We start from the raw sequence: 18,449 nt of genomic DNA, 5'->3' as shown, positions 1-18,449 counted from the left end.
GTATCTTCACGCCGCAAAAACAATTGGCAAAGGGCAATTGGCAATTTGCAGTCCGGCAGAGACATGTTGGATAAAGACTGAAACTAAAGAAACTGATTAAATGCAATGAGACAACAAGAGTATGCCATCGGAATAGACATTGGCGGCACCAACACCGTATTCGGGATCGTAGATCACCGGGGGGATATTTCCTACCGGGGAGCCATTTCAACCCGCAAACACAAGGATGTAAACGATTATATTGATGAACTGGCCGCCGCCCTGGCTCCGGCCATCGATCAAATTGGCGGCATCAATGCCGTGCGTGGTATCGGTATAGGTGCGCCCAACGGCAACTATTACAAAGGCACGATTGAATATGCCCCGAATTTACCGTGGAAAGGACTGGTTCCCCTGATCCAGCTGATGAACGATAAATTCGGCATTCCCTGTTCCCTCACCAATGACGCCAATGCGGCTGCGGTGGGTGAAATGATGTATGGCGTGGCCCGCGGTATGCGCGATTTTATAATGATCACGCTGGGTACCGGCGTAGGCAGCGGCATCGTGGCCAATGGTCAGCTGATCTATGGGCATGATGGTTTTGCCGGCGAACTGGGGCATACCACCATTATCCCCGGCGGCCGTTTGCACAAAGGCACCGGCTTACGGGGCTCGCTCGAATCCTATGCTTCAGCAACCGGTGTATCACTCACTGCCATCGAGTTCCTGGAGCGTGACCTGAAACGCGACAGCCTGTTGCGCAATTATGCGAAGGAAGAGATCGATTCCCGCATCGTGTATGAATGTGCCATGCAGGGCGACGAAATAGCCAAAGAAGTGTATGAATATACCGGTGAGGTACTGGGACTGGCGCTGGCCAATTTTGTGATGTTCTCTTCTCCCGAGGCCATCATTTTATTCGGTGGAATGACCAAGGCCGGCGATCTGATCCTGAAGCCCACCCGCGAGCATATGGAAAAGAACCTGCTGCCGATCTTCCAGAACAAAGTGAAACTCTTGTTCTCTGAACTGCGCGAGGCGGATGCAGCGGTGCTGGGGGCAAGCGCTTTGGTATGGGAAGTAAAAACCGACAAGGTTGTTTAAATGATAATTTTCGTTCTTCGTACACGGCTTGAACCAGAGAAGTAAGACCTAAGAGTTACGAAGATTGTATGGTTTATAATGTTAAAGGGACAAAGCCGGATTCCTGAAATTTGCTTTGTCCCTTTTTTATTTTCTTATAAACTTTCCGGTTTTTCTTACTTCCTGCCTCCTACTTCTTACTTCGGGGCTGCTTTTTCTTCACTATGAACACACTGGCTACCGGGCGTTGGCCTTCTTTATCTGCCGGCTGAATGGTTTCCTTTCCATTGACGAGCATACAGCTGCTGCCGCCGCCATCGAGATTAATCGCTTCCACACAACCCAAGTCAACCAGTATCCGCGCTTCCTCATCGAGGGTAGCGCCTTCGGCAATACCGGGCGCACGGCCCTGTATAACCAGGATGATCAGGCGGTTATTGCGGGTGTACCCCATCGCCGTACGCGGATGCCGGTCGTTCCTTTCAAAGGCATATAGTTGTTCTTCTTTATTGGTAATTAAAACAGCCCCTTCCTGCACCAGGACCGGACCGCCGCCAACGGCGGTATGCATTTTCCACCAGTTCCAGTGTTCAATGGTATGCAGGTCGGCAAATGTTGGATCGGGATTGCTTCCTTTGGCAATAATGGGATGCGTTTGAAAGCCATAAGGCCATCGCGTAGCCGTGTCGGTAAAGACCCAGGCTACATCCGCCTGCCGGTTTTTGGAAATGCCAAAAGCGCTGCGGGTGGCATAATAAAAAGAATCACTGAACAGGCTTTTGAGGGCAGGAACATTATAGGCTACTATTTTTCCTTCGCGAATGATCAGGCTTAAGTTCTGATGGGTTTGCGGGGAAAAATAACCGCCGTTTACGACGATATATGGCTTTCCTTCGTTGTTGAAGAATTGCGCCGGTGTATAGCAGTTGCCATCGCCTGTCTGCGTCGAAAAATCGAGTCGTTTGTCTTTCAGTTTTACTTCCGCGCACCAGGCTTTAAAAGGCCGGCCGTTCAAAGAATCGCTTGTTTTAAAAATGCGAATGGACGGAGGCAGGCTGTCGAATTCGTTGTTCGCTTTTACCCATTTCAGTTGGGTAAACCCAAACGCGGGTAAAAGACCAAGCAATGTTAATATTGAATATTGAGTAAGCAATATGAACAGGAAAGTGAATAATGAAATCGTAAGATCCGAATCCTTACTTCATTTTCATTATTGAACCATCATTTCTTTCTGCTTCAACCACTGCTCTTTTCCGTATCCAGGGATCACGTGGCGTTCGCTGTGATAAGAAGAACGAACGAGCGGACCGCTTTCAACATAGTCAAAGCCCATATTGTAACCGGCTTCGCGATACTCAGCAAATTCATCGGGATGTACAAACCGCAATACCGGCAAATGTTTTTTGGTAGGTTGCAGGTATTGTCCCAGGGTGATCACATCAACTCCGCTATTGCGCAGGTCCTGCATGGTTTGCAGCACTTCTTCCCTGGTTTCGCCCAGGCCGCACATAATGCCGCTTTTGGTGCGCATGCCGCCCTGTTTCAGGATCTTCAGCACTTCCATACTGCGGCGGTATTTGGCCTGAATGCGTACCTGGCGGGTAAGGCGTTCTACCGTTTCAATATTATGGGATACTACTTCCGGTGCGGCGTCAATGACGCGTTGGATGTCTTCTGCCTTTCCCTTAAAATCAGGTATTAGGGTTTCGAGTGTAGTATCGGGATTTAATGCTTTAACGGCTTTGATGGTATTATACCAGATGGTGCTGCCGCCGTCTTTCAGTTCATCGCGGTCAACGGAAGTGAGTACCGCGTGTTTCACTTTCATCAGGTGAATGGCTTCCGCCACCCGCTGGGGTTCGTCCCAATCAACGGCATCGGGCCGGCCGGTAGCTACGGCGCAGAAGCCGCAGCTGCGGGTACATACATTCCCCAGGATCATAAAAGTGGCCGTTCCTTCGCCCCAGCATTCGCCCATGTTTGGACAATTGCCGCTTTCACAAATGGTGTGTAGTTTATGCGTGTCAACCAGATTGCGTACATGCCGGTAATTTTCGCCGGTGGGTAATTTTACGCGCAACCAGTTAGGCTTTTTAACAACAGAAGTCGATTCGTTTACATTACTAATAACGGGTAATTCCTGCATAAGTCTTTTTATTCTGATTAAACCTTAGGGTGTTCACGGTCCAGGTATAATAACACACCAAAACCCAAAAGGTTGCTGAGTCTGATTATAACACTTTGATACATAGCCAACTACTGGAATGGCCTTTATTTATCGTTCACAAAAATAACATAAAACTGCGGAAATCTATTGGGAATCAGGGGGAAGGCGCAAGGCGGTTGCCGGTTGCCGGGTTACCAGTTGCCGGTTACCAGTCGGTTTCCAGTTACCGGTTACCGGTTGCCAGTTACCGGTTACCGGTCGCCCGGTTACCGGTTTCCGGTTGCGGTTACCAGTCGGTTTCCAGTTGCCGGTTGCCCAGTTACCGGTTACCGGTTTCCAGTTACCGGTTGCCCGGTTACCGGTTGCCCGGTTACCGGTTGCCGGTTACCGGGTGCCGGTTACCAGTCGGTTTCCAGTTGCCGGTTACCGGGTGCCGGTTGCCAGTTACCAGTCGGTTTTCAGTTGCCAGTTGCTGGTTGCCATTTGCCAGTTGCCAGTTGCCGGTTGCCGGTTACCAGTCGGTTTCCAGTTGCCGGTTACCGGTTACCAGTTGCCAGTTACCGGTTACCAGTCGGTTTCCAGTTGCAGGTTGCCGGGTGCCGGATACAGGCTTATCGATCAGGGCCCGCGGTTCCGGGTTCATGTTCTCAGTTTCCATATAAAAAAGAGGACCTTCTGTTTAGAAGATCCTCCATTCGAATGTTTTTTCTTCCCCTTTAGACCTGTGGCCGGGGATATGGCTGCGGGGCATCACTTTCTCCGCCCCAGTAACAAGGAGATATAGGCATTGAAGAAAAAGTTCTTCTCCGGATTATAAGCCATTTGCGATACTTTCTGAATATAATATTCGGCATTCAAACCTACTTCAATGGCAGCTACGGTTTCATTGAACCGGCCATAGTCAAACCGAAGGGCTCCTTTGGCGTGTACGCCATATTTGGGTTGCACCCTGTCCCACCCTACCGTAAAACCGGAAGCGCCCTGTTCGAAATAATTGCTGTCGATGATTTCGGGGTATGTTTTCCGGTAGCGCTGGTTTGCCTGGTCAACCACATCTACAAAATAGGGTTTTTGCAATCCCACGGCAACGCCCCCGGTATAAACGGCCATAACCGCTACCCCGTTCTTATTGCCTTTTCCTCCAATAATACGTTGTTGACCGGCGCCCAGTTTTACCTGGTAGAAATTATTCAGCTTCCCGTAAATGACGCTGTTGAAGTTGAAGCCATTCAGCAGGGATGTGCGTTTTTCTTTCTTGTGCTTTTTCTCATTTATTTCCAGCTGGAAAATATTAGCCACACGTGCGCTCTTAAACCGCCCTATTTCGTAGGAAAGTCCATAGCCATCGGTATTCAACTTTATTCCGAAAGCGTTTTGCCTGGCGAAAATGATCTCTCCTTCTTCTTCCTGCTTCAGCAGGTTGTTGATTCTCTCACGTTTTGCGGCCTGTCTGTCTTTTCTTGCTGTTGGTGATTTGGGAGTTGGATTATCTTGCGCCCATAATTGAGTAGCAAGCGTACCAGCCAAAAGGAACAAAACAAATTTCTTCACTGGCTATGATTTGATTATTAAACGTAAATTTAAGGTAAAAATATACATAATGACCTCAACAGTAGTTTACGAAGGAAATCTGAGAACGGTTTGTACCCATTTAAAATCCGGATCCGTTATTGAAACCGATGCGCCGCCAGATAACCAGGGTATGGGCGAACGTTTTTCCCCGACCGATATGGTGGCAACTGCCCTGGGAACCTGCATGCTTACGATCATGGGCATCAAAGCAAGGGATATGGATCTCGATATCAAAGGCATTAAGATCGATGTAGAAAAGATCATGAAGGCTGATCCCCGCCGGATCGGTGGTATAAATTTAACATTTCATTTCCCCGATACCCTGCAGGTTGATGACAAACAAAAGACCATCCTCGAACGTGCGGCTAATACCTGCCCCGTTATGTACAGCATTCATCCCGATATTGAAGTGAACGTGACTTTCAACTGGAAGCCTGTAGCAATAGGCAATTGACAATAGCAATAGGCAATACCCGCCGATTATCGCGGATTCCAAATTTTTTTAATTGCTTCCTGCCTATTGTCTTATGCCAATTGATTCAGCCGGTGGACATCCATCGGCTTTTTTTATAATGCAAACAACCTTTTCAATTTGGATTGCTTCTTCTTGTCATTATATTGCTATTTAATATGAAGCCCGTCTTACCGGTCGCCCCGACGGGCCCGGCCAATTTGAAAAAATAAATAAATCACCAATGAAAAAATGGTCTTCGTTCCTTTTCTTATGTTCATTTGCAATTGCTTCCCATGCCGCCATCCGTTTACCCGCGGTCATCAGCAGTAATATGGTGCTGCAGCAACAATCATCCGTAAAATTATGGGGCTGGGCCGGCCCCGGCGAAAAGATCGCCATCACCACTTCCTGGAATAATAGATCCGATACCTTAAAGGCTACCCGTGATGCGAACTGGCAGTTTTCTGTGCAAACGCCTGCTGCCGGCGGTCCGTATACCATCACCATCTGGGGCAGCAACACACCCGCGCCCATCGTGCTCGAAAATGTAATGATCGGTGAAGTATGGGTTTGCTCGGGCCAGTCGAATATGGAATGGAACTATTATAATAAACTGCCTGATATAGCTGCGGAATTACCTACCTGTTATAATAAGAATATCCGTTTCTTTCATATCCCCAAAACCACGGCAGTATATCCACAGGATGATTGCGCTGCCAAATGGACGATCTGCGATTCCAATACCCTGAAATTTTTCAGCGCTGTTGGCTATTTCTTTGGCAAGAAACTGAACCAGCAGCTGAACGTTCCCATCGGTTTGATCAATGCCAGCTGGGGAGGTACACCCGCTGAAGTGTGGACGCCCGAAGAAAAAGTGAACAATGATGCCGAGCTGAAAGCTGCCGCGGCCAAACAAAAGAACGATGCGCGTTGGCCCATTACCCCCGGTTATACTTATAATGCCATGATTGCCCCCATTACCAGGTATGGCATTGCTGGTTCTATCTGGTACCAGGGCGAAAGCAATACAGAAACGGCCGCTACCTACGGCAAATTATTCACCACCATGATCGACAGCTGGCGCAAAGCATGGAATAAAGAGTTCCCTTTTTATTATGTGCAGATCGCTCCTTACAAGTATAACAGTCCGCTCATCGGGGCCTTATTACGCGAACAGCAAACAAAGTCAATGTCCTTCCCGCATACAGGCATGGTAGTTATTACGGACCTGGTAGCCGATACCAATAATATTCACCCAATCAATAAACATGATGTAGGCGCCCGCCTCGCCAACTGGGCTTTGCATGACACATACAAGAAAGAAGGCATCGTTTATAAAAGCCCTGTGTTTAAAAATATGGAAGTGAAGAAGGGTAAAGCATATATCTCCTTTGATAATGCGCCTGCCGGTTTGATGGTTAAAGGAAAAACAGTTACCGAACTGTATGTGGCGGGCAGCGACCGTCAGTTTTACCCGGCTGATGGGAAGATCGAGAACGATCAATTGGTTGTTTCAAGCAAGCAGGTGAAAGAGCCGGTGGCTGTGCGCTATGGTTTCACCAATACCGCCATGGGTAATTTATTTGGTAAGGAAGGCTTACCGGTGGATCCGTTCAGAACTGATAATTGGTAGTTATATTAACCGTGCCACGATTTTTAAACCGTGGCACGGTTACTTAATAGCCTGAACAAATGAATGATGAACTAGTAAATGCGTCCCGGTCCTTCGTTTATATCTATCAGCTTCTTCGTGATCGCATCGTCGAAGGCTTCCGCTTTATTGGCTAAGATCAACCTAAGCAGATCGTGAATAGTGATAATACCCATGAACTGGTCGCTATCCAGCGCTACCAGGTAACGGGCTTTGTTCCTGGTCATCAGGGTCATGCAATGTTCCACCGTGTCCTGGGGCGATACTACCGGCAGATCGGTGGTCATTACTTCCTTCACAAGGGCCGAACTGCTGCTGCGGCCTTTTAAAACTACATTCCGACTGTAATCACGTTCGGAAAAAATACCCTTGTACGTCTTTCCCTCCATCACGATCAGGTAACTTAAATTCACCTGGTCGAGCTGGCGCAGGGCATCAATCACCAATGCATCTGGCTGAATGAAATTTTCCGGACGGGGTTTACTGGCAATAAGATCGTCTACCGTTCTCATGAATGACTTTTCTTTTAAAGTTCGTATATTATTTAATATAACAAATGATATAAATCATTTTCCGAATAACATATTCGCGATAAATTTATTACAAAATAAATGCGAGCTTTCATGAACTGTCCTGTTACAGCCGACATGGGCCGGTAAACGGCGGCTGTTTTACAGCCGGGAGTGCCCGGAAACGCCTATTTTCGCAGCAGGCAAAATAAATAAGTATCATATGAATATCCAGGAACAATTCGATCAGGCGGTAGCCCGTAGTAAAACCTTAACCGAAAAACCGGGAAACGATATCCTGCTACAATTATACGCCTTGTATAAGCAGGCTACCGAAGGCGATATTAATTTAGAACCGCCGGCCAATGCCTTCGATTTTGTTGCCAAAGCCAAATTCAATGCATGGGAAGGGGTAAAGGGAAAGACAAAGGAATCTGCTATGCAGGAATATGTGGAACTGGTTTCAAAACTGAAATAATCCGCTAACCACTTATGTGAAGGACTACATGATACATCGAACTTTCCTCTACCAGGTATGGCATCACAACAAAAGATTGTGTTATATTTTAACTGTTTTCACAGCCCTCACCCTAATGGCCAACTTATTGGGCGATGAAGTGACGCCTTTTTTTGTTTGGGGTATGTACTCTGAAAAGGAAAAGCCTGTTCAACAATATGAGATCCTGCGAACCACTATTAACGACTCTACAGTTGTTAATATTTATGATCATCCCAATACCGATACGCGGTTTTACCTCTCTACTCCCCTCGCCTATTATAAAAGAATAAAAGACAATAATAACCAGGATCCTACCATCAGTTTCCTGCAAAGCAAATTGCAGCATCGCTATGCGCAGATCCGGTTCCTCGAAAGATCGTTGTTCAATACCGGACCGCAACAAGCGGCTTTTTTAAACTGGTATGCCCGGTACCTGCAACAGGTAACCGGTCAGCCCGTTCGTTCGCTTCAAATTGATGTTGTAAAAGCTCATTATACGGATAAGGCATTGGTGACAGACGCCGTTTACCCCTTCGAAAAATGGGAAAGGCCGTGACCCATATTAACTTTTATACACCCTGGCAGCAAACCCGCATCGCCCGGGTAGTGTTTGCGTTGTTATTAACCTCGCTCATCTGGTCTTTTTTTTCCGGCAACCTGGTACATCAGCTGCAGCAACCTGTTTTAAAATATCCATATGTAGATCTTACCTATTGGGTAATGCACTGGTTTGGTATTCCTGAATTTATTACCACACATTTTTGGGTTGCCTGCCTTTTCGATCTGGCGCTTTTTACCTTCTGCATCCTGCCGCTTTTGTATCCCGGAAAACGAGTGTTTATTTGGGCGTTCATTATATTGTACTTCATTTATTTTATTACCTTCAATACATTCGGCGCCCATCATACCAATCACAAGATCGGGTGGCTGATGATTGCCGTTCCCTTTACAGCCGCCAATTACAAAACCTTTAATTTTCTCTGGCGGGGCTTGCGTTATTTTCTACTATTTATCTGGGCCGATGCTTTTTTGTGGAAATTCTTCCGGTTCTCCTGGTTACATCCCGATCAGGCTTTGCTTATTCTGAAAAAGAATGCAGCTGCTTTATTATATTATGAACCCAATTCCTGGAAGGCTGGCTTATACCAATGGGCTTTACAACATCCGGGGTGGATAAATGCGGCTTACCTGAGCGGGATTGTTATGGAAGGATTGTTCTTAATTGGTTTTTTTACCTATAAATATGATCGCTACCTGTTATTGTTGTCAATCTTACTCCCCGTTGGTTTCTGGTTAATTGCTGATGCGAATTTTGTGGAATTGATGGTGCTCAATTGCACACTCGTTAACTTTCATAAATTTTTCGTTCGAGTTCAGTGAGCGCTTTTTTAAGAAAATAACCCTCGCTAATTTGTGCAGCTAAGGGCCGCGTATTGTCGACCATCTTTTGATACGCACTATCACTTACACTTTTGATCAGGTCGCTTATCTCCGACAGGCGCTCGATCGTACAGCCGATACGGTATTCTTTTACCAGTATGGCGCTGGCAGATGTGGCCGGTACGATCAGGGGTATGCCCGCCATGATGAACAATGAAAGTTTATGTGGAGTAATTGCCGTAAGATAACTGCTATAATTTCCAGTGAAATTGTCGATGTCTGAACCATACCAGATCAGTCCGAATGAACCTTCGAGGTGATGCACGAGTTCATAGGGCGGAAACACCCCTTTATACAACACATTTGGCGGAAACTCATTATTAGCTGCATAACCGCCGCCGTAGATGGAAAATGACAGCTGCGGAACCTGTCCCAGCTTTTGAATAAAAGCGGTTTTTTGCAGGTCACCCGCAATAATAATGCGGTTGTCTTTTGGCCGGTGCCGGTAAGCGGGTGTGGCCAGGAAATCGAAGAATGGCAACTGGGCAATCGTGGCGTTTGGTACGATGGCCTGTAACCATTTTTGCATTCGTTCATTGTGTACAATAAAGTACCTGAACCGGCGAAATGCTTTCTTCTCTTTTTCAAGGATCATTTCGTTGCCATTACGCCATCCATCAATATCGAGGATCATACAAATGATGTGTACCCCTTTAAAACGCAGCAATCGTATCAGGAGCTCATGGATCTTTGCATATAAGGGAAATTGAAAAACCACCAGGTCACCGGCGCCAATGCTGAAAAAAAGCCTGATCAATTGCTGCAGCCTTTTCCATTTTGACTTTAATGAAAAATCAAAGGTGCCGGGAAACTCGATAGCCTCATAGCCCTGCGCTATCATTATTTTTTCTGCATCTACATTACCGATGCCGCCGTGAAATACTTCCCGGTGTAAATGTTCTTTTATAAAATATCTTTTTGCGGCTGGCATTTCCGGATAATGATTATTGGGTATTTGCGGTGGCTTTTTTCAGTGCGCTGATGGCGCTTGTATATAAATGGCGCACCAGTTTATTTTTCATCAGCCATAGTTGTGTAACAAAATAAACCGGTATACAGGTGGCCAGGGCCGACAGAATGATCAAAACAGGTGATAGAAGGAACATTTTCAAAAGCCATATTACCGGGATAAATAAAAGGGAGGCCAGCACAGATTGTAAGAAAGTAACTTTATCGAATATCTGCATACCCGGAAAGTATTTTTTTACATACCGGTAACCCATGGCGAGTACAATCGATTCGCCTAGGATCATCGCTAAACAGGCGCCCCGGTCCTGCAGGTAATACGACAGTCCAACCATTAATAACAGATATACCATACTGCCAATGACCAGGCCGTACAATTGAAGTTTTTCTTTACCGTGGGCCACCAATATCTGTTTATTGAGGAAAAAGCCGTAGGTCTTTATTAAGGGCAGTAATGCCAGTAGCTGAACATTGACCGATGCACGTATAAAACGCCCGGCCAGTATAGCGTTTACCAATGGTTCAGCCAGCAGGAATAAACCTGCCGATGCGGGAATGGTAATGATAAACACCAGTTGTACCGATCGTAGGATGGTCTGCTCCAGTTCTTTGTCCTTTTCCTCGTGTAATAAAGTGGAGGTGCGGGGATATAATACCAGGAACATATCGGTAAAAAGGCTAACGCTTACCCGTATCATTTTTATCGACATTGAATAAATGCCTACCACTGCCGCTGTGGTCATGATCCCCAACAGTACATTATCGAGCCAAACCATAACACTGTACAGCAGACTGATAAAATAGGTGGTTAAAGCATGTTTTACATGGCGTTTCCATTGCAGGGCCTGAAAACGCAAAGGTATTTCCCTGAATACATTCAACAGGTTGGTAAGCAGGTTTGCAATGGCCACTGTTGTAATAATACCATAATAAATATAATAATCCGCTGGCGCTTTTACCAGCACAAACATGGCAATAAGCCCCAGTAAGCGGCTGAGAAAAGAGCGGATGGTGATATAGCGGAATTTCTCCAGTCCCCAGAAATACCATTCGCAGGCAAAACTATTGGTGAGTAAAAAGGCCACCGAAAAAAAGACCAGCCGGATATCCTCTATCTTCTGCCAAAGTATAAAAACTGTAATGCTATACAAAACAAGGGTAATGCCCGAGGTGATGCAATGCAGGGCCAGCAGCTCCGATACCGTCTTTTCTAATTTCTCTTTATCGTGTTTTACGCGGGTGATCTCCCGGATACCATATACTACAATACCAAATTCGGCAATGGCAACAAAGCAGTAGCTTAATGAATCGATGAAACTTATTTTCCCAATCCCTTCCGGGTCCAGTACCCTCGAAATATAGGGGATCGAAACAAGCGGCAGCAACACCTGGCTGCAGGAGAGTAAAAAATTATAGAGTAAATTTTTTTTTAAGTTTGCCAAGTTTTGACGGGTAATGGGTGCGCCCTTTATGTACGTTGCAAACATAATATATTCATCATTATGAAAACAGGCATTTTTGAAATGGAGCATTTTGAGGGCGCTTACCCCGTCATTCAATTGTTTGATATGCCTGCCAATCAGCTTGTGATCTTTACCGATGCCGATACATATGGCCGGTTCGCCGACCTGTTTAAGGAAGGGGTGCACCGCTTTCAATGGGAAATACTGGATCCTGCCGGCGGTAAATGGCGCTTTTTCCGCCAATTGTACAAAGCGGCCAAAAAACATAAACTCGATATCTTTTACCTCAATACCATCAGCAATAACCATCTGTTCTACGCCTGGGTCATTGGCGCCCTGCGGATCGCGCGGGTGGTGATCACTGTGCACGACATTAATTGCCTGTTTAGGTCGCGCTGGTCGTATCAATTCCGGCAATTGATGCATCATATCGGCAAAAAGGCCCTCATTAAACGTGTAACTGAATACAATGTGGTTTCTGATACCATGATCGGTTACCTGCGTGAAACTACGGGCGGACAAATGCAGATCCACAATGTGCCGGGGGCTGTTTTTGAAAGCGAACAACATAGGCTCACCATTCATGAATACCTGCACCTCGTGGTGCCGGGGTCGCTCGACAAAAAACGGCGCGATTACCGTGAGGCCTTTGAATTGCTGAAGATGGCGGAAGCCCGGAAACTGCGGTTGCATATTACCCTTCTGGGCGGACATACCGATGCCTATGGCAAAGCCATTATTCAGCGGGCAGCCGCCCTGAAAACGGAGTATGCTACAATAACGGTTTATGATACCCGCATCGTGCACCAGGATGAGTTTGACAGGCAGCTGAACAGCGCTCATTTTATTTATATACCCTCCGTCATCAATACGGCAATATGTTACGCTATCCCTGAAACCTATGGCCTCACCAAATCATCGGGCAATATGTTCGATGTAATAAAACATGCCCGCCCCTTCATTGCGCCACAGGCTTTACGTATTTCGGCCAACCTCGAAAGCAGTTGTTTCAGGTACACTTCTATTGAACACCTGGTGAATTTTCTGGCGGGAATCATGCAGAATAAAACGGCGTACAAGGCCTGGGAAGAACAGGCGCTGCTGAATTCAGGGGAATATACGATTGCAAAAGTGCGCGAACGGAACCCTACACTTTTTGCAATGGGTTAACCCCTTTAAGTTGCAGAAATGCTGCATATACTTCTTCCGGCGATATAGAATCGATAACAGCCTGTGAAAAGCTGGTCTTGTAAAAAGCTTGCATCAGCATGGGACTTACGATCTTTTTAAGCGTGCCATAATCGTAGATCTCGGCGGCACTGGTACAATTAAAGACAGCAATGGAAGGAATATGATAGGCCATGGCTACATGCATTGCCAGGGTATCGCCTGAAATGATACAACCACAAGCGGCAATATCATCGAGGTATTCTGTAATGGTCTTGCGTTCCTGCAGCAGCCGGCATTCATAGCCCAGTTGCTCGAGTTTGTTCATCAGTGCCGGATAACCGCTCCAGCCTTTATTGGGCCAGCGGGCCCCCACCCTGGTTTCAATACCAACCACCCGCTGATCGGGCCTGATCTGATGATTGCGGTAAATGCTATAGGCTTCGCCGTTGAAGGGTAGTGCGAACATATTCAGCAACAATTGCTGAAAGCTGGCTTTATTTTGCTTTTTGGCCTCGTTGGCGGCTGCATGGCCCAGCGTTGATAGCAGGCTCAGGTCGTACCAGCCGGCTGAATCAGGCGTATAGGTAAGCCGTTTGTTCTCGAGATAAATGCCGGTTAGTTTTTTGGTAGGTACCCTGCAGGCGAGCAGGGCGCAGGTATGATCTTCTTCAAGGGAAATCGTATGATCAAAGATCTCGTGCTGTAAGGTTTCGAACGCATTGTCGAGGGTTACTACGCGGTGTAAATGGGGATGCCTTATTGGTAAAATAGGTTCATACCTGCTGTCGATAACCCAGGTAACGGACCCTTGCAGCGCATTCAACAATACGGTAGTACGAACAACATCACCGGCTGCTCCTGTTTTAATTAGCAGAATCTTTGTCATTATGTAATTTTTTCTCCGGCACTAGCGGGAGCTAAACTACATAATTTTACGCAAAACGCTTGAGGCTGAACACTGAACGCAATTCTTTTTAATGGGTAATTCCCTAAAAACTAAAAACGTTTCAATGCGGCTAAGCGTTTGGCGTTCTGCGTTGGGCGTTCAGCGTGCTGCAGCCATTGACGTATTTAGCTGACTTAGTTCCTGTTGGGGAATCAATTCTTCCATTTTTCTGAAGATGATCTCATCTTCAAAGCGGCTATGCTGGTCAACCAGTTTGATAAAGGCTTTATACAGATAATAATCCTCGTCGTGCCGGTTAAGGCGTTCGGCCAGCAGGCGAATGGTATCGTGCTCCCGCTTGAGAATATTCACGAAGTTGAAAGGGAAATGATGTTTCTGCAAAAAAGGGAATAATATCGCTTCTTCAGCCTCCACATGCTTCTGCAGCTCGTTCTTCCAGAATTGAAGGATCCGTTGCCGGATACTGGTCTTATCGCGCTGCTGCTGGATATCTTTTAAAAACTCACGGCACTTTAACCTGTCTTCCTTGTGTTGCCAGGATAGCACCTGTAATGCCTTTGAATGTTCCATAACAATTCCTCCCGGGAAAGGAAAACAATAATCAATCCATAAGCGGTTTCTGGGGAAAAATTGTTAAGGCTTTTAACAATCAATTGGCAAAGGGGAAGAAGTAAGAAATTGAAAGTAAGAAGTACGAAGTCTGGGGTAAAAGTTAAGAAGGTTACCTCATACTTCATACTTCTTCGCATCCTGCCGGAAGGCGCTATTTTAAACTCTTGATTATAGTTATGAATTCTGACGCATTCAGTGAAGCGCCGCCTACCAGTCCGCCATCAACGTCCGGGCAGCTGAACAATTCTTTCGCATTATTGGCTTTTACACTGCCGCCATAGAGGATAGAAATGGCATCGGCCGTAGCAGCGCCATATTGTTTGGCCAGTACACTGCGCAGGTAGGCATGCATTTCCTGGGCCTGTTCAGAACTGGCTGTTTTTCCTGTTCCAATGGCCCAAATGGGTTCATAAGCGATCACGATGCGTTTGATATCTGTATCTGATAAATGGAAAAGAGATTCCTTTAACTGCGTTTCTACAAAGCTGTTTTGTGTGTTGGCTTCGCGAATGTTCAGCGGCTCACCGCAGCAAAATATGGGGGTGATATTGTGCTGCAGGCAGAGATCCAGTTTTTCGGCCAGCATCTTGTTCGACTCCTGAAAATATTCACGGCGCTCACTGTGACCCAGCACACAGAATTGGATACCGATCGACTGCAACATTTCGGCTGATACCTCACCGGTGTAAGCACCTGATTTTTTGTTATAACAGTTCTGAGCAGCAACAAAATAATTGTTCTCTTCCTCGGTCTCACTTTTTGCCATGATCAGGTAGGGGAAAGGAACGGCAAAAATGGTTTGCTGATGTTCTTTTAATGCAATTTTGGCTGAAAGGATCTCATTGAGTAACTGTTCGCCTTGTTGGTAGGTACAATTCATCTTCCAGTTAGCCGCAGCAATTTGTTTGCGCATAAGTAGTCGTCTTTTTTAGTAATGAAGGCTTTTTATGATTGCCCAAAAATATGTTTCAATTGAGTTATTTCGGCTTCTGTAAGTAGCTGATTTTTTAATTTTTTCCAATTGCCTATATCTGTGAGCGCTTTCTCAAATTCATACAGGCTTAGCCCCTTGTTGCCCCAGGTAAAACTGGGTACGAACTTGGGTGGCATGCCTTCGCCAAAGATATTGGCGCAAATGCCTACCACCGTTCCGGTATTGAAAGAAGTATTGATGGCCGCACGGGAATAATCGCCCATCAGCAACCCGCATTTCAGGCCTGCACGAAGGTATTCGCGGGTAGGGTGATGCCAGACATTCACTTCGCTGGCCGTATTTTTAATGTTGGAATTGGAGGTGCCGGCGCCCAGGTTGCACCACTCGCCTATTACCGAGTCGCCCAGGTAGCCGTCGTGGGCTTTGTTGGAATACCCAAAGAGGATGGAATTTTTGATCTCGCCCCCAACGACGCAGTGCGGACCGATGGTGGTCGCTCCATATATTTTCGTTCCCATTTTTACTACCGAACCTTCGCCCAGGGCAAAAGGGCCTCTGATCAGCGATCCTTCCATGACCTCGGCATTAGGGCCGATATAAATGGGGCCGGTTGAGGCATTCAGCAGGCAATGGTTTAAAACGGCGCCCGGCTCAATAAACAGGTTACCGGCATTTACCACCTGCACGCTCTCCGGGATGGGCGCTGAAACCCGGTGTTGCGTAAGCAGTTGATAATCTTCGCGCAAAGCCCAGTCATTCCACAGAAATATATGCCAGGGATATTGCAACACCTTTACCGAACTGTAATCGGGCTGCAGGGCAGGCGCTCCCCCGGCATCGAGCATAGAATGGATGAATTGGGCAGTAGGTATAATGTTAGCGGCAAAAACAATAGCATCTGCAGCTGCTTCTTCGTCTTTTCTCAGTACGGTCACCGGTTCACCCAGGAGCCGTTCCCATTTTTGGCGGATGGTGAGAATGCCGATGCGGATATCGGCCACAGAGCGGGTTTGCGTAAAGGGAAATAAATGATCAGCCACTTCTTTATCGGAAAGAAATACCCTTTTGTTCATAATACTTAGTGCTTATTTCTTGATTCGGTGCTAATGATAGTGCTGGGCAGTCAAACTTAATTCATTTTTTATATACCGGTCAAAGTTCAGGGTTTTAAGTTCCTGTGAATCCTGGTTTGCTTGCCTGCAAATTCCTGCATTTATATAAGTAACCGCCAGAAATTCAAAAGGATCAGGAAGCTATCCGGAACATCGAGATCGCTTGCTGGGGGTGTATCGTTATACAACGATGCCAGCATGGGTATAAAAACTACAGCAAAGTATTAACAAAGCAGGGATACTTCCTGGAAAGCATGCAACGTTACACCTTCTGCAGGTGTATTATTTCATGAAGTGTAAGGACAGGAATCAAAACCAGCGCCATTAATGTATAAATGACACCTTAACATTGTTGTTACCTGAACAATTGGTATAAACTAACGAACGGAAGTAAAATGTTCTTTAAAACAGTGTGTAAGTTGAAGACAGGGATCATTTGATCTGTATTGAATAGATCCGTATAAAAAGAAAAATCCCCTTCCTGAGAACAGGAAAGGGAAAGTATAGCCATGAAAAACAAAAATGTTTGTATTGAAATTACGCTTTTTATTTTTTCTTTTCGTAACGTTTCTTGAATTTATCAATCCTACCCGCTGTATCAACCAGTACGTTTTGACCGGTGAAGAAGGGGTGAGATGTATTAGAAATTTCTAATTTGATGAGAGGGTATTCATTACCATCTTCCCATTTGATAGTTTCTTTTGAAGGTGAAGTAGAACGGCTGAGGAAACTGTACCCGTTACTCATATCTTTAAAAACTACGAACCGATAATTTTCGGGATGAAGTCCCTTTTTCATAACTCTTTGATTTTAAATTGTGCACCGATTTTGCGGTACTAGCTGTTTAATGATTTGTTATGCTGGTTTTATCAGCAAAGCCGCAAAATTAGCTCTCCCGTATAACTCCGCCAAATTAAATTTTATTCCTGACTTCTTTAAATATTTAATAAAGATAAATGGAAAATTAATAAACTGGTAGGTAAAAGTAATTTTTTAAGGCAAGAAATAAAAAAGAAAGCACCGGATCCATTTTATACCTGCTACGAGCACGTATAACCTGTATACCCAATGCTTTCCGCTAATCGCATTGAACCATTTTACCAGTCTACTGCGATTTTCTATACCTAAGTTACTTATTATATTACTTCTTTCCCAAATTTCAGCCGGTTATCTTTTACACCTGTTCTGCACTTAATTATCCACAGGGGCCGGTTCCCGGCTTTCCTGTGCCAAGAGCTGTTACAGGTTACAAGTTACATGGCTATCGGTGCAGGATGCTAAACCGGGAAGCATTCACAACTGGAGGGCGCCCTGAAACCTGGAACTTGTAACTCTTGGCTATATACAACGGTGCTTTAACTTCTCATATTCTCAAATTGCAGGGGAATGCCCAGGGAGGCATTGCGGCAGAGCTGGATCACTTCCTGCAGGTCATCGATCTTTTTACCGGTAACGCGAACGATATCGTCGTTGATCTGAGCCTGTACTTTCAGGCCGGAATCTTTAATGAGTTTCACGATCTTTTTGGCATCTTCCTGTTTCAGGCCGTTTCTTACAAGAACCTCCTGCTTTACCAGTTTGCCGCTTTGATACGACTCTTTCGAGAGGTCAAAGGCTTCCGGTGAAATGTTCTGTTTGTGCGCCCGGTTGATCAATACGTCTATCAGTTGACGCATTTTCATGTCATCCTCGGCCTCAATGTTGATCTTGAATTCTTTTTTGTCGAGATTGATCACCACATGCGACCCTTTAAAATCGAAGCGGTTGGTGATTTCCTTAGTGGTTACATTCACTGCATTGTCCAGTGCCTGTCCGTCCACTTTACTAACAATGTCAAACGAAGGCATAGCGTTAATTTAAAGTACTGAATAGTATCAGGGCACGAATGTACTTAATTAGATAGTATAAGTGAAAATGCCGTCATAAAA

Annotated in this window: 20 protein-coding genes; 7 read left to right on the top strand and 13 right to left on the bottom strand. The window is 45.8% G+C overall.

Features of this window, described 5'->3' with window-relative positions; all coding sequences use genetic code 11:
- Positions 1–105: 105 nt before the first annotated feature.
- Positions 106–1,086 carry an ROK family protein gene (locus JT717_RS15300; protein WP_205511366.1) on the top strand — a complete coding sequence of 327 codons (981 nt, stop codon included), beginning with the start codon at positions 106–108 and terminating at the stop codon, positions 1,084–1,086.
- 169 nt (positions 1,087–1,255) lie between these two features.
- Here JT717_RS15300 and JT717_RS15295 read toward each other — a convergent pair whose 3' ends face one another.
- From JT717_RS15295 to JT717_RS15285, 4 genes are all read right to left on the bottom strand, one after another.
- On the bottom strand, positions 1,256–2,191 hold the full coding sequence (locus tag JT717_RS15295) for a phosphodiester glycosidase family protein (protein WP_205511365.1): 936 nt from the start codon (positions 2,189–2,191) through the stop codon (positions 1,256–1,258).
- Between the two features lie 84 nt (positions 2,192–2,275).
- The gene (gene lipA / locus JT717_RS15290) at positions 2,276–3,211 is read right to left on the bottom strand and encodes a lipoyl synthase (RefSeq protein WP_205511364.1); all 936 of its coding nucleotides are present in this window, start codon (positions 3,209–3,211) and stop codon (positions 2,276–2,278) included.
- A gap of 532 nt (positions 3,212–3,743) precedes the next feature.
- Positions 3,744–3,875, bottom strand: coding sequence for a hypothetical protein (locus JT717_RS28635; protein ID WP_255552994.1), 132 nt, complete (start codon positions 3,873–3,875; stop codon positions 3,744–3,746).
- Between the two features lie 107 nt (positions 3,876–3,982).
- Positions 3,983–4,783 (bottom strand): hypothetical protein, encoded by an 801-nt coding sequence (locus JT717_RS15285; RefSeq protein ID WP_205511363.1) that lies wholly within the window; start codon positions 4,781–4,783, stop codon positions 3,983–3,985.
- Positions 4,784–4,832: 49 nt separating this feature from the next.
- Between JT717_RS15285 and JT717_RS15280 the strand changes: the two genes are divergently transcribed.
- Together JT717_RS15280 and JT717_RS15275 are read left to right on the top strand one after the other, a co-directional pair.
- Positions 4,833–5,258 (top strand): OsmC family protein, encoded by a 426-nt coding sequence (locus JT717_RS15280; protein WP_205511362.1) that lies wholly within the window; start codon positions 4,833–4,835, stop codon positions 5,256–5,258.
- A 241-nt stretch (positions 5,259–5,499) separates the two neighbouring features.
- Positions 5,500–6,891, top strand: a complete 1,392-nt coding sequence (locus tag JT717_RS15275; protein ID WP_205511361.1) for a sialate O-acetylesterase — start codon at positions 5,500–5,502, stop codon at positions 6,889–6,891.
- 71 nt (positions 6,892–6,962) lie between these two features.
- Here JT717_RS15275 and JT717_RS15270 read toward each other — a convergent pair whose 3' ends face one another.
- Positions 6,963–7,421, bottom strand: coding sequence for a CBS domain-containing protein (locus JT717_RS15270; RefSeq protein ID WP_205511360.1), 459 nt, complete (start codon positions 7,419–7,421; stop codon positions 6,963–6,965).
- 220 nt (positions 7,422–7,641) lie between these two features.
- Between JT717_RS15270 and JT717_RS15265 the strand changes: the two genes are divergently transcribed.
- The 3 genes from JT717_RS15265 to JT717_RS15255 are packed head-to-tail and all read left to right on the top strand — an operon-like array spanning position 7,642 to position 9,297.
- Positions 7,642–7,896 carry an acyl-CoA-binding protein gene (locus JT717_RS15265; RefSeq protein ID WP_205511359.1) on the top strand — a complete coding sequence of 85 codons (255 nt, stop codon included), beginning with the start codon at positions 7,642–7,644 and terminating at the stop codon, positions 7,894–7,896.
- A gap of 28 nt (positions 7,897–7,924) precedes the next feature.
- Entirely contained in the window at positions 7,925–8,473 is a 549-nt protein-coding gene (locus tag JT717_RS15260; protein ID WP_205511358.1) for a hypothetical protein, read from the top strand.
- The gene (locus JT717_RS15255; RefSeq protein WP_205511357.1) at positions 8,470–9,297 is read left to right on the top strand and encodes a hypothetical protein; all 828 of its coding nucleotides are present in this window, start codon (positions 8,470–8,472) and stop codon (positions 9,295–9,297) included. Before JT717_RS15260 ends, JT717_RS15255 begins: the two co-directional genes overlap by 4 nt.
- On the opposite strand, the gene JT717_RS15250 is transcribed toward JT717_RS15255, so the two are convergent.
- Together JT717_RS15250 and JT717_RS15245 are read right to left on the bottom strand one after the other, a co-directional pair.
- Positions 9,263–10,288: a glycosyltransferase gene (locus JT717_RS15250; RefSeq protein ID WP_205511356.1), complete on the bottom strand. Its 1,026-nt coding sequence runs from the start codon at positions 10,286–10,288 to the stop codon at positions 9,263–9,265. The two genes, JT717_RS15255 and JT717_RS15250, sit on opposite strands and share 35 nt — an antisense overlap.
- Positions 10,289–10,301: 13 nt before the next feature.
- Positions 10,302–11,765 carry a flippase gene (locus tag JT717_RS15245; protein ID WP_205511355.1) on the bottom strand — a complete coding sequence of 488 codons (1,464 nt, stop codon included), beginning with the start codon at positions 11,763–11,765 and terminating at the stop codon, positions 10,302–10,304.
- A gap of 60 nt (positions 11,766–11,825) precedes the next feature.
- Between JT717_RS15245 and JT717_RS15240 the strand changes: the two genes are divergently transcribed.
- Positions 11,826–12,956, top strand: coding sequence for a glycosyltransferase family protein (locus JT717_RS15240; RefSeq protein ID WP_205511354.1), 1,131 nt, complete (start codon positions 11,826–11,828; stop codon positions 12,954–12,956).
- Here the strand turns inward: JT717_RS15240 and JT717_RS15235 are convergent.
- The 6 genes from JT717_RS15235 to JT717_RS15210 all read right to left on the bottom strand — a co-directional run bounded on the left by JT717_RS15235 (position 12,934) and on the right by JT717_RS15210 (position 18,368).
- Positions 12,934–13,842 (bottom strand): glycosyltransferase family 9 protein, encoded by a 909-nt coding sequence (locus tag JT717_RS15235; RefSeq protein ID WP_205511353.1) that lies wholly within the window; start codon positions 13,840–13,842, stop codon positions 12,934–12,936. The two genes, JT717_RS15240 and JT717_RS15235, sit on opposite strands and share 23 nt — an antisense overlap.
- Positions 13,843–14,001: 159 nt before the next feature.
- A complete protein-coding gene (locus JT717_RS15230; RefSeq protein WP_205511352.1) occupies positions 14,002–14,433 on the bottom strand; it encodes a hemerythrin domain-containing protein in 432 nt (143 codons plus the stop codon).
- Positions 14,434–14,626: 193 nt separating this feature from the next.
- Entirely contained in the window at positions 14,627–15,388 is a 762-nt protein-coding gene (gene tpiA / locus JT717_RS15225) for a triose-phosphate isomerase (protein ID WP_205511351.1), read from the bottom strand.
- A 32-nt stretch (positions 15,389–15,420) separates the two neighbouring features.
- Positions 15,421–16,482, bottom strand: coding sequence for a putative sugar nucleotidyl transferase (locus JT717_RS15220; protein WP_205511350.1), 1,062 nt, complete (start codon positions 16,480–16,482; stop codon positions 15,421–15,423).
- A 585-nt stretch (positions 16,483–17,067) separates the two neighbouring features.
- Positions 17,068–17,319: a type B 50S ribosomal protein L31 gene (locus tag JT717_RS15215; protein WP_081148966.1), complete on the bottom strand. Its 252-nt coding sequence runs from the start codon at positions 17,317–17,319 to the stop codon at positions 17,068–17,070.
- Positions 17,320–17,876: 557 nt separating this feature from the next.
- Positions 17,877–18,368, bottom strand: coding sequence for a YajQ family cyclic di-GMP-binding protein (locus JT717_RS15210; RefSeq protein WP_205511349.1), 492 nt, complete (start codon positions 18,366–18,368; stop codon positions 17,877–17,879).
- Between the last annotated feature and the right edge of the window lie 81 nt (positions 18,369–18,449).

It is taken from the genome of Longitalea arenae (assembly GCF_016924755.1).
Lineage (GTDB): Bacteria > Bacteroidota > Bacteroidia > Chitinophagales > Chitinophagaceae > Niastella > Niastella arenae.
This window is presented reverse-complemented; position numbering and strand designations above follow the sequence as displayed.

Bases quoted from the DNA above. Each gene is read 5' to 3' on its own strand.
- JT717_RS15240 (WP_205511354.1), top strand. From the start codon at position 11,826: ATGAAAACAGGCATTTTTGAAATGGAGCATTTTGAGGGCGCTTACCCC.
- JT717_RS15280 (WP_205511362.1), top strand. From the start codon at position 4,833: ATGACCTCAACAGTAGTTTACGAAGGAAATCTGAGAACGGTTTGTACC.
- JT717_RS15235 (WP_205511353.1), bottom strand. From the start codon at position 13,842: ATGACAAAGATTCTGCTAATTAAAACAGGAGCAGCCGGTGATGTTGTT.
- JT717_RS15230 (WP_205511352.1), bottom strand. From the start codon at position 14,433: ATGGAACATTCAAAGGCATTACAGGTGCTATCCTGGCAACACAAGGAA.
- JT717_RS15265 (WP_205511359.1), top strand. From the start codon at position 7,642: ATGAATATCCAGGAACAATTCGATCAGGCGGTAGCCCGTAGTAAAACC.
- lipA (WP_205511364.1), bottom strand. From the start codon at position 3,211: ATGCAGGAATTACCCGTTATTAGTAATGTAAACGAATCGACTTCTGTT.
- JT717_RS15210 (WP_205511349.1), bottom strand. From the start codon at position 18,368: ATGCCTTCGTTTGACATTGTTAGTAAAGTGGACGGACAGGCACTGGAC.
- tpiA (WP_205511351.1), bottom strand. From the start codon at position 15,388: ATGCGCAAACAAATTGCTGCGGCTAACTGGAAGATGAATTGTACCTAC.
- JT717_RS15220 (WP_205511350.1), bottom strand. From the start codon at position 16,482: ATGAACAAAAGGGTATTTCTTTCCGATAAAGAAGTGGCTGATCATTTA.
- JT717_RS28635 (WP_255552994.1), bottom strand. From the start codon at position 3,875: ATGAACCCGGAACCGCGGGCCCTGATCGATAAGCCTGTATCCGGCACC.
- JT717_RS15215 (WP_081148966.1), bottom strand. From the start codon at position 17,319: ATGAAAAAGGGACTTCATCCCGAAAATTATCGGTTCGTAGTTTTTAAA.
- JT717_RS15260 (WP_205511358.1), top strand. From the start codon at position 7,925: ATGATACATCGAACTTTCCTCTACCAGGTATGGCATCACAACAAAAGA.
- JT717_RS15250 (WP_205511356.1), bottom strand. From the start codon at position 10,288: ATGCCAGCCGCAAAAAGATATTTTATAAAAGAACATTTACACCGGGAA.
- JT717_RS15300 (WP_205511366.1), top strand. From the start codon at position 106: ATGAGACAACAAGAGTATGCCATCGGAATAGACATTGGCGGCACCAAC.
- JT717_RS15275 (WP_205511361.1), top strand. From the start codon at position 5,500: ATGAAAAAATGGTCTTCGTTCCTTTTCTTATGTTCATTTGCAATTGCT.
- JT717_RS15270 (WP_205511360.1), bottom strand. From the start codon at position 7,421: ATGAGAACGGTAGACGATCTTATTGCCAGTAAACCCCGTCCGGAAAAT.